At 34.2% G+C, this 10764-nt stretch carries 4 protein-coding genes; all 4 read right to left on the reverse strand.

From position 1 onward, the window contains the following. Positions 1–12: 12 nt before the first annotated feature. Complete coding sequence (locus ABDZ91_RS15070; RefSeq protein ID WP_343800346.1) at positions 13–1251, reverse strand: restriction endonuclease subunit S; 1239 nt, start codon at positions 1249–1251, stop codon at positions 13–15. Beyond that, entirely contained in the window at positions 1248–3809 is a 2562-nt protein-coding gene (locus tag ABDZ91_RS15075) for a type I restriction-modification system subunit M (protein WP_343800349.1), read from the reverse strand. The genes ABDZ91_RS15070 and ABDZ91_RS15075 overlap by 4 nt, the downstream gene beginning before the upstream one ends. 536 nt (positions 3810–4345) lie before the next feature. Beyond that, the gene (locus ABDZ91_RS15080) at positions 4346–8743 is read right to left on the reverse strand and encodes an AAA domain-containing protein (protein ID WP_343800352.1); all 4398 of its coding nucleotides are present in this window, start codon (positions 8741–8743) and stop codon (positions 4346–4348) included. A gap of 203 nt (positions 8744–8946) precedes the next feature. Then, complete coding sequence (locus ABDZ91_RS15085; RefSeq protein WP_343800355.1) at positions 8947–10653, reverse strand: type ISP restriction/modification enzyme; 1707 nt, start codon at positions 10651–10653, stop codon at positions 8947–8949. Positions 10654–10764: the final 111 nt, after the last annotated feature.

Consider the following 10764-nt stretch of genomic DNA (forward strand, 5'->3'; position numbering starts at 1 on the left):
ATAGCCTCCTCTCTACACAAACATTTCTTCTAAAAAAGCCACTTTCATTTGCTTTAGTTTTTCTAGCTTAGCTTCTTCTGTCGTAATTTGGTCATCTAAATTTTTGAAAAACTGACCGATTTTTTGTTGTTCATTTTTATTCGGAATAAGTATTGTAAGATTCCTTATTTTATATAATGAAATAAACTTTTGTGTTCCTCCATCCATACCATCGATTAATTGCTTTTTTAGAAAATTTGATTGAAAAAAGTAATACAAATATAATTGATTAACTTGTTTTGTGTCTTTAATTAAAGCAACGTTTTTAATAGCAAAATAAGGCTCTTCCCTAATAAGTGCAATATTTCCTACCGTACCAATCATACCCATTAAAATATCGTTAGTATCAACTTTAGACCGTTTGTTTATTTGATTAAAATCTTCTTCAGATATATATTGAATATCTTCATAATTTATATATCCATCACTAACATTTTTTGAGGTTATAAATGGATACCCTTCTGAATAATACTTTGGTGAATCATGAGTTCCATCTCTAACATCAGAAATATTTGACAAAAGTTCATTCGCCCATTCGTCTTCAAACCCTTTAAATCTTCGCTTCGGTACGGTTTCGTCTTCTTGTGGGAACATTTCTGTTAAATAAGCAGACTTTAATGCATTTAGTTTAGTAATCTTACGTTCTTGATTTGTAATTCTTTCATCTAAAAGCTTAAAAAACTCACCTATTTTTTGTTGTTCTTGGACTGATGGAAGTAAAACTACTGTTTCTAATACTTTAGCCTTCGATATATTATATCTTGAAATACCTTGAGCTAAAATCTCCATTTGTTTTCTATACGAATTTGCTCTTAGCATATACCCTATATAGTAATAATCAAATTTAATAGTTGGTCGAAACCCAAAACAAAAACTATTTAGATATACATTTGGTCTCTTATCTAGCCATACTGAGGACATACCCACCTCATTAGGCGTTTCAGAAGATGTAGTAAATAATATATCACCATATTCCAGCTGTGTTTGTTTATCATCACGAACCACTTTTTCCGTTAAATTGATATTCGAAATAGTATTATTAAAAACATTCATATAAGTAACAAATTCAGCTGTTCCATGTCCAAAGTCATTTTTTGTTTTTCCGGACAATCCAGAAAATGTAGATCCAATACTTCCCAAATCAATCTCTTTCCACTCCCCCACGAACCCTTTAAACCTTCTCTTAGGAAACAATCTTTTTTCATCCTTCATTCCGTCACCACCAATTCTTGTAACATTGCTTCAAATTGTGCTTCTAGTGATTTACTTTCCTCTTCAATTATTTCTAATGTACTAGTATATCTTTCCTTTAAATTTTTCAAGGTATCCAGTTCATTTTTAAGAGGTACTTCTACAAGTTTTGTGATGTCTCCTATTAATTGACCAAACCACTTTTTATACATGAGTTGATCGATTTCTTCATTCGTTAAGTTTGCAATTCTTTCTTCAACTTGTTCAGTTAATGTTTTTTCTTTTTCTCTAATCGCTTTGCTTAAAGATGTTCTTTCATCCAATAGTTGTCTAACCTTGTCTAATAAAACATATTCATCCGAATCTTTCGCAACCTTCTTTAATTCTGCTTTTACCGCTGATAAAGTAAAGTCGTCTTCTCTAGCATTTAATGCATCTCCCAAGATTTGCGATTCTTCACTTTCTTCCACTTTTGCTGCTTCAACGAGTTCATTTATTTCATCATTAATAGCTGCCAAAGCTTCTTTTTGTGTTTCCACATCACGTAGTTCTTCTGTATAGAGCTCGTTTAATATAAGCTCATTCGGTACAATTGCTCCAACCCAACCATATTGTTCTGTTCGCTTCGTTTTACCAGAACCTTTTGTAACCATATTCGCTTCACGTGTTTTTCCTACTGTATAAAAGTCACTAATCGCAATTTTCTCTGTATCTTTGGATAATAAATTTTCCCATAACTCCGCAATAATTTGATAACCATCATACGTATTAACGTGATTATATTGTTTTAATAGTTTTTTAATTTCCGATAACATTTCTTCTTTTAATGGTTCAATATCATTTACATCAGCTACTGCTTTTAACTTTCCCCAATATGTATCCATATAGACTTTCGTTACTTCTGTTAATGCCTTGATTTGATTTTGTACGTTTTCATGTGTCAACACTTCTTCTGATAAGTCTTCAACTGATTGTGTTAATTCCACATAGCCTGGACGTACTTCAGTAAGCGCATTATATAAAACATCTTTCGTCATGTCGTGTAGCACTGATAGTGTATTAATTTGGCTTAATGGGATGCCACCATACAAATGTGCATCTACATCATGGGCAATATCTTCTTCTACTGCTTCAATATAACGTGGAATATTCAAGTTATATTCATTTTCTATAATGTCTTTTTTTGTAGCTAGATAACTATACCCAGGTTCACTCGTGCGTTCAATATATGTATCAACAATTTTAGCAATATCCTTCTCTTGTAAGACATGCTGCTTTCCTTCTTTTACAAAGGATTTAGAAGCATCAATCATTAGAACAGGATCATCTAGCTTTCGGTTCTTTTTCAAAATCATCACAGTTACAGGAATGCCTGTATTGGTAAATAATTTATCTGGCAAGCCAATAACTGTATCAATATAGTTTTTCTCTAATAGTCGTTTACGAATTTCCCCTTCTGCCCCTCCACGGAATAACACACCATGTGGAAGTACAATTGCCATTGTACCTTCTTGACCTAAATGGAATAAACCGTGTAACAAAAATGCATAATCCCCTTTAGAATCTGGTGGTAAAACGCCAGCAATTTCAAATCGTGGGTCTGTTACTTTTAAGTCTTCTTGATTCCAATTTTTAACTGAATATGGTGGGTTCATCACGACCGCATCAAACTGAACACCTTCATTTGGGCGATCCGGATCTTCGGGCCAATCTTGTCCAAGTGTATCGCCATTTTTCACAGTCATTTTTTCCGGTCGAACACCATGTAATAATAAATTCATTCGTGTTAAGTTATATGTAGCTGTATTTTTTTCTTGCCCATAATAATGGAGATCTTTTCGATTATCTTCTGTTAGATATCGACTAACCGTTAAAAGTAATGATCCTGACCCGACAGTAGGGTCATAAATCGATTTAACCTTCGTAGTTTTAGCAACAATTTGTGCCATGACTTCACTTACTTGACGTGGCGTATAGAACTCTCCAGCTTTTTTTCCCGATTCCATCGCAAACTGACCGATTAAATATTCGTAAGCATCTCCTAACACATCACCTTTTTGGAGTACAACCATATTTAAGTCAGCAAATAATTCAATTAATTTACGAATATTTTTGCTTCGAGCGTTCAAGTTACTTCCTAAAGCAGTGTCTGTTAAATCAATCGTAGAACTAGAAAAAAGGCCTTTAAAGTCATCGATATCTCCAGTTGTAGCTACCGTACGTTCAAAACTTTGTAAGCTCTCTGTTACCTTCTCTAATTCAAACGTGCCTTCACGAATATCTTTTAACCACGTCTGGTATAAGTGTTTAGGTAAAACATAATATCCAAGGACATTTTGAATCATATTGATGAGATTGTCCCCATAATTTGCATAAGCCTCTTCATAAGCTTGGACAATTTCTTCCTCATTCCCTTTAGCACCACTTGTTTTGACAAATGTTTCAAGTGTTTTATCACTAAGGAATTTATAGAACATTAAACCTAACATATAATCTTTATAACGGCTGGCATCCATAGAACCACGAAGGTCATTGGCACCATCCCATAGTCTTCTTTTAATATCATCAGAAGTAATCATTTCTTTTCCTCCCTGTTTATGCTTACATTTTTCAAAGTTTCTAAATTATCATTATTAAGGGTTTGGCATGTAAAAAAGGTCTCTTCTATCCATTTTAATCGTTACTTCAAGAAATGGGAAATAGCTTGATTCTATAGCTCTGCTTGGTATATACAAAAGATTTATCGAAGTAGCTAATGTCCCATATATTTCATTTTACAATTTACACCATTTGCATGCAAAGTTACCTAAGCGTCTGGGTAAAAATCCAAAAGTCGTCAGTGAACGTTTGGGACATACATAAGTTGGTATCATTCTAGATATTTAATCATATAAATGGACCTGCCCCCCAGTACGTTAAGCTATTAACGTATTGAGGGACAGGCCCATAATCTTCAGTCCAGCTTTAATTCTTAGTAAAATGGTGCCTGACCCCCAGTACGGTAATATATTAAAGTACTGGGGGGCAGGTACCAAAAATACTATATTTTAATAACGAACAAAAAGACCAGCTTACTAATTTTGTCTTCAAAATAGTAAAATGGCCATTCCTAATGTTAATTACTTTTTAAACTAATCCTGCTAACCGGCTCAATCCCCATCTCCTCAAGCTTCTCCCAAAGTGAGGACATCGCCTTTTCACGATCCAAATAAAATTGACTCCCTCTAATACGCCAAAACGTCCAACCCACTCTCTCTAGTACCCTTTGACGCTCCATGTCTTCTTCCCATTTGTCTAGACCATGCCAAGCATCACCATCACACTCAACTGCTAATCGATTTCGCATTCCTTCAATTACCAGATCAATTTTCTTACCAACAGTTCCTACTTTGACCTGTGGTATAACTTTGTATCCCTTTGCTGTAATTATTCTGAATACATCTTCCTCGAACTTAGAATCAAATTCATTTTTCACTTCTTCAATTGCTAGTTGAACTCTATGTGGTTCTTGGCAGTATTGTAGCAGTTTATATCTTACACACAATGGATTTAACTCTGATAAATCTACTGAATGGAATAGAAGCATTTGGTCTCTAGCTCTACTTGCTGCAACATTAAATCGTTGTTGTGCGTCCCTTTTAGTCATAGCCGCAAAGCGAACATTTGAGGCTGCCACCATTGATAAGAAAATGACATCCCGCTCATCACCTTGGAATGAATAGGAATCTCCACAAATGATTCCTCTATCAATCATTTCTTCTTCACCAATTTTTTCTCTGAGCATGTTCTCTATTAACTTCGCTTGGTCATGACCTTGTAAGGAAATAACCCCCATTGATTTCTCTCTATATCTTGGGTCTTGGCAGCATGTAGCTATATAATTTACTATTGCTTCTGCTTCAGGTTCATTTATAGCTTTCTTTGTATCTTCCCTGCGATATCCATCCATAACTCTGATAGCTTTTACTGGTGGTTCTAGGACTTCATTCCCTGAAGGTAGCCTTAGTGGATCAATCAATCCATTGTACATAAAGTCATTACTGAACTGAATAATTTCAGGTACACAACGGAAGTGTTCCTTTAAGATAATTTTACTATCATATACTCTGCTTGCTGTATCATAAAGACTTGTTTTCATCTCGAACTGTAACTTGTTCGGTATGTTATACAGATGTCTTTCAATGAGTTCATGTACCTCACTAATATCAGTCCCCACACTATCAGGACTTATTTGATTGTCATCTCCAACAATTACAGCTTTCTTTCCTCTTAAAAGAGCACTTAATGAAAACAGCGTGCTTTGACTACTTTCATCCACAATAACTACGTCAAATAGCTCATTTGTTAACTCAATATTTTCAATAACTCTATTTATAGGCATGATCCATACCGGAATAGCACCACGTGCCGTTTTCATTTCTTTACTTGCTTCTTTTCGATATACACCAGCATACTTTCCTGTTCCCTTTCCAATTCTTTGAATGGCTTTCAACCAGGCAAATAAGCTTCGCTTTTGCTCTCTTGATGTTCGTTCCAATTGAGATTTCCAAGTAGATTCCGCTACTATTTCTTGAATCAGTTTTGATTCTTTTTTACGTTCTCTTTCTTGCTCAAGTTCCAAATCTTCGAGCTTTGGCCTTGAATGTATGTCTTTTAACCAATGGTCTACTTGACTCCATTTCCAAGCTAAGTCTATATCGTCTGGTGGTTGTAATTGGATACTTTCCCCATCGTTTTCAAGCAATAGTTCAACCCATCTAGGAGCAACAGAATCAAGTTTTTCTTTTAAACTTACAAACTTATTGTAATCCTCTTCTAATCCCTCAAGGCGAAGAATTTCATTATAAGAGCTTCTCCACAAGTCGATGTCTTTTTCTTTACAAGCTTTATACAAGTCCTCATTTAAAGGATGAAGGTTCGTATTTGAGTTTTGTTTATGAAGATAATCAAAGATTTCCTGGAAGAATGTATTTGCTTCTTCCCACTCTTGTTTATTTAAGAGTGCACTTAGTCCATCTAAGATTATTTCATAGGTTTCAGTTTCGGACCATTTTAACAATTCCGGAACGCCTAAATCCTTAACCAACGTACTCATTGGTTGAATCACTTCTGATTTCCAATCTAGGACTTGTTGCAGGCTTTCCAAATACTCTCGAATAGTAGCTGAAAGTCTTCTTTGTTCTGAGTTTAGTTCCGGTCCGTTAATATCCTCTAGCATTCGATTCCACTTTAAGACCAGCTTTCTAAGGATCTCATTTTTCTCCACAAATTTGATTACTTTTTCTACATCTGATTGGTTCCGTATTGGTAACCCATTTACAGATACCTTCTCGAATAGGTAAGAATACTTTCGCCCTATTAGCTTTTTAAACGCCCATCCTATGCCTTTATTTTCTTTAAAACGTTGTTTAATTTGATTTAAGTCTTCTAAAAGTATTGTCACATTTTGGTCAGATGGTATTTGAATATCATCTTCGATTAATTCTGATGTAAGCTGTTCTACAGTGTTAATACGTAGTTTTACTTCCTCCTGGAATTCCTTCCAATATATAAGCTTATCTTCAAGTTGAATAACATCTTCAAAGACTAGGTTTAGCCATTCTTGTGATTTTATCTGTTGAATGTTTTCAAGAGCTTTCCTAGAAAATGATAATTGTTCTTCTAAATCAAACGAAAGGTCAGTGCTTATTTTCCAACCCTCAATGTATTTCTCCGTATCCTTGACTTTTGTTTCTATACTCTTAATCTGTATTACATTCTTTTCGAATGTATTAGTGTTAGCAAGGTTATGCGAACTCGGGCGATGTTTATCGAGAGCAAGTTTATCATGTCTATCTATTACACCCAATAACCGAAAGAATTCAGTTGTCTCTTCAGCTGTTAGGGGGTAATTTACTGTAGGTGCAATAGAGTCAGGGATAAACTTGTATTGTTGATTCTCCATCTTCCACTTGGCAGCTTCTAAAGGTGTAAAAGTAGTACCACCAATGGTCATAGATTCATTTTCACTCTCTGCTGACTGATTGATGAGAGTGTTATACCTTGCAATATTCCTGCGAGTTTTATCAAGTTCTACTTGGAGCCTTTGTATATTTTGGTAAAGAACTTCAGGTTGCTTGCTGTCTAAGTTCTCAGCTATGACTTTAACAGATTCCTCGATCTCTTTAACTGATCTAGAATCTCCGCCTAAAACACTTACACATAAAGCACGAATCTCATCAGGTATCTTATCTCTCAACACTTGAAGTGCTCTTTCTTTTTCACTTGTAATGAGAACTCTTTTACCATGTGCTAATAAATGAGAAATCAAGTTTGCAATCGTATGAGATTTTCCTGTACCTGGTGGTCCTTGTACAACGACTCCCTCACTAGAGGCCAATTTCTGTGCAATTAGCTTCTGTTCCTTATTTGCAGGCAATGGAAAAAGTAAATCTTCACCTACAGAACTCCACTCAGCATTAGTTTCCTCTTTTTGTTGCTGCTTTTCATTTGTAGTTAATACTGTGACAGTTTGAGGAACAGGGTACCCTTCTTTTATTTTTTGAATAGCTGTAGTCAATTCTTTATCCCATATTCGTCCATTATTACTTCTTAAAAAAATAGCAGGTTGATGTTGAATAACAGGAAATTTAGGCAATGCATCTAGAGGATTTTCTGTCTGATGATACGAACCATTGGGACTAATTGTATGTACTACCTCCTTATACAAAGAGGATATCCCCTCTTCATCCCATGGAGTATATTCCAGCTCCTCTAATTGGGTCTCCATCTCATGGAGCCTCGCTGCATTAGGTATCTCAATATTCGTTAACATATCAGTTTCTAATTGAATGCCTTTAGAAGTTGGAAGAAGATAAAAAACTCCCTTTTTAGCATTAAACTGTAGCTCTAGCCTAGTGACCAAGACATGACGCTGGATTTTTTGGTCGTTAATATTCCAGCTTAGGAGTCCATGTCCCCAATTGACCTCGAGGTCATCTCCTTCTCGTTGTAACCTTTGATGAAGTGCAAACAGTTCATCATAAATTCTTTGAATCTTTAATTTAGGAGAAGTGTCATTGGCCCATGGCTTCCATGTATTTTTCATCCAGTTTTTATAGGTTTCTACTCGTTCATCGTCATCAGTGAATAGTTCGTATATTTCTTTTTGTTCTTCTTCAATAGTAAATAGACTCACTTGCTCCTCTTCATCTTTAACTTCTTTTTTAAATCCTATTAACTTTTTGGTTAGCGGCCTAGGATCTTCATCAGGATTCTCCCATTTCTCAATCCATGTATGTAAGGCACGAGGTAATGTTGGTGTTGGTTCAATCTTTTGTTTATGAACCTCTAACCACGCTTCTTCATTCGCCCCGTTTCCATTAAGAAAACAACCTTCCATATTTGGGATGTCAGATTGCCACCAAACTTTTTCGTATTCATTTACGTTGCGGATAATATGTTCATTTAGCCTTTTAACAGCTAATAAATATTCAAATATTTGTACTACCCTTGAGTTATTCGAAGAAGTCATGTTGGGTCCCTCCTTCTGTTTTTCTTTTATATTAACATATAATCCCAAATACATATTGGAGTTTTATAAGTATAGGTTAGATAGTTCTAAGGTTTGATAAAAATAGCTTAACAACTATTGTCTTTAAATTTATTTTTAGTACACCTTGATCTCATTTATCCACATAATTCTATTTATCCTGACTATGAGTTTACCTTTACTTTTTACTCCAACGGCCATCCTCCAGAGTTTTTTATTTCCTGATCGATATTTTTTTGTATTTGTATAGTTTCATAAATTACTGAAACTATCTGTTGGAAATAAACTAGATCATTATATGTTAATACTCTATTTTTTCTATATTTGATCCACTTTTCGCACACTTTATATCCACCTATCTTATAATCCCATACATCGAAATCAATATTTTCAAAATACTGTTTTTCGTTGATATATATTTTACTTTCATGCTTTTTATTTATTTCAAATTTTACTTTTGTAACTTTATTTGTACCTTCTACTGGAAAGTTAGATTTTATTTTAGTTCCCCTATTATGAAGGTGTAATGAAATCAGTTGAAGTCCAAATTTTGATAAGTTTTGAAATAATTCACTTTTTCGGGTGATTGGAATGTTTGGAAAATCAATTCTTAAATAATCACAATACCTTTTTCTATAACTCTCGCTATATAGAATTGAGTAAATGTATCCAAGAATGTCCTCTGGTGTAAATGTCTTATCAGGTTTATTTCTTTCTTTACTATTAGTTAATTTCAAACCTAACTTGTTTTCTATATATTTAACAAATTCTCCATTAAAATTGTGTTGTCTGATATCATCTTTAAAAAGGGTGGTATTATTATCTAAAAGGTAAAGCGGGAACACAAATGCGTTGTTTGAGGATTTAGATGATAGAAATGCTGCGTCACTAATTGTATTACTAACAAATGCATGCATAAATGTTTCAGCTTTGGTTAAACGAGAAGTAATTAAAGCAAGGTTATCGTCATTAAGAAGGTTGCTCATAACAGTATTTCTTGGCATACAAATAAATCCTTTACTATTTCCTGTGTAGTAGGTATATCTTACATCAAACGGTCTGTAAAGAATGGGTTTAATAAAACTTTGATCCACCCCTGACTTTAACAAATCTTTTTGAGCCAGGGAAACCTTCCAGTCCCTTACATCTTCTCTTAAATTGTATTTCTTCCTTGCGGTCTCAGTATCAAGTGAAATAAAGTCTTGGACTGTTTTCCATACTTCATCATGAGACCAATGAATAGTAAAATGATCTCTTGCAGTGACAATACCATTTGAATGTACTTTAAATATCTTTGTTATTTTCCAACCACTTTGATATTCATCAAAATGACTATTATTATGTGGCACAAAAAGGTAATAAGGTTTCATAGGAGATATTTTTGACCATTTTATTAAATTTATATTTTTAGTTTCTAGAAAATTTAGTTTTTCTTTTTTCTTTCCCCATAAATCACAATAATAAATAAACGGTCCGCCATCTTTTTTGTTGCTATTTTTTACAAAGAAAGTAATAGCGACTCCCTGTTCAATTTCAAAAACATTTTCATCATTTCCTCCACTAGGGCTTTTTTCATGTTTTCTCGAATTCCCATGTAGATTTATTATATAGACCTCATCAAAACTGTTCATTAAATTTTTACGCATACCCGTAAATGTCGCGTTGTCTAAATATGCGTGATTTGTGATAAAAGCGAGTACACCTGTGCCTGTTTGGTCAATTCTCCATTGTCCAAATCGAATAAACTTTACATAGTCATCTTGTAACCCTTTTGTATTCCTTTCATTTAGCGGTTCTGAATCAACAAATTTATAGTCTCGAACAAGATTTTGAATCCATTCATTATTATTTAATGAATCACGAAAATATGGTGGATTACCTAATATGACCATAACAGGTGTTTATTGCAAAATAAAAGTGCAGAGCTTTGCAAAGGAAAAATGCAGAGACCTGCACTTATTTTGTTAGGTACATAAAAAAAGACTTGCCAGCCACCCCAAGTC

This window comes from Bacillus carboniphilus, from assembly GCF_039522365.1.
GTDB lineage: Bacteria > Bacillota > Bacilli > Bacillales > JC228 > Bacillus_BF > Bacillus_BF carboniphilus.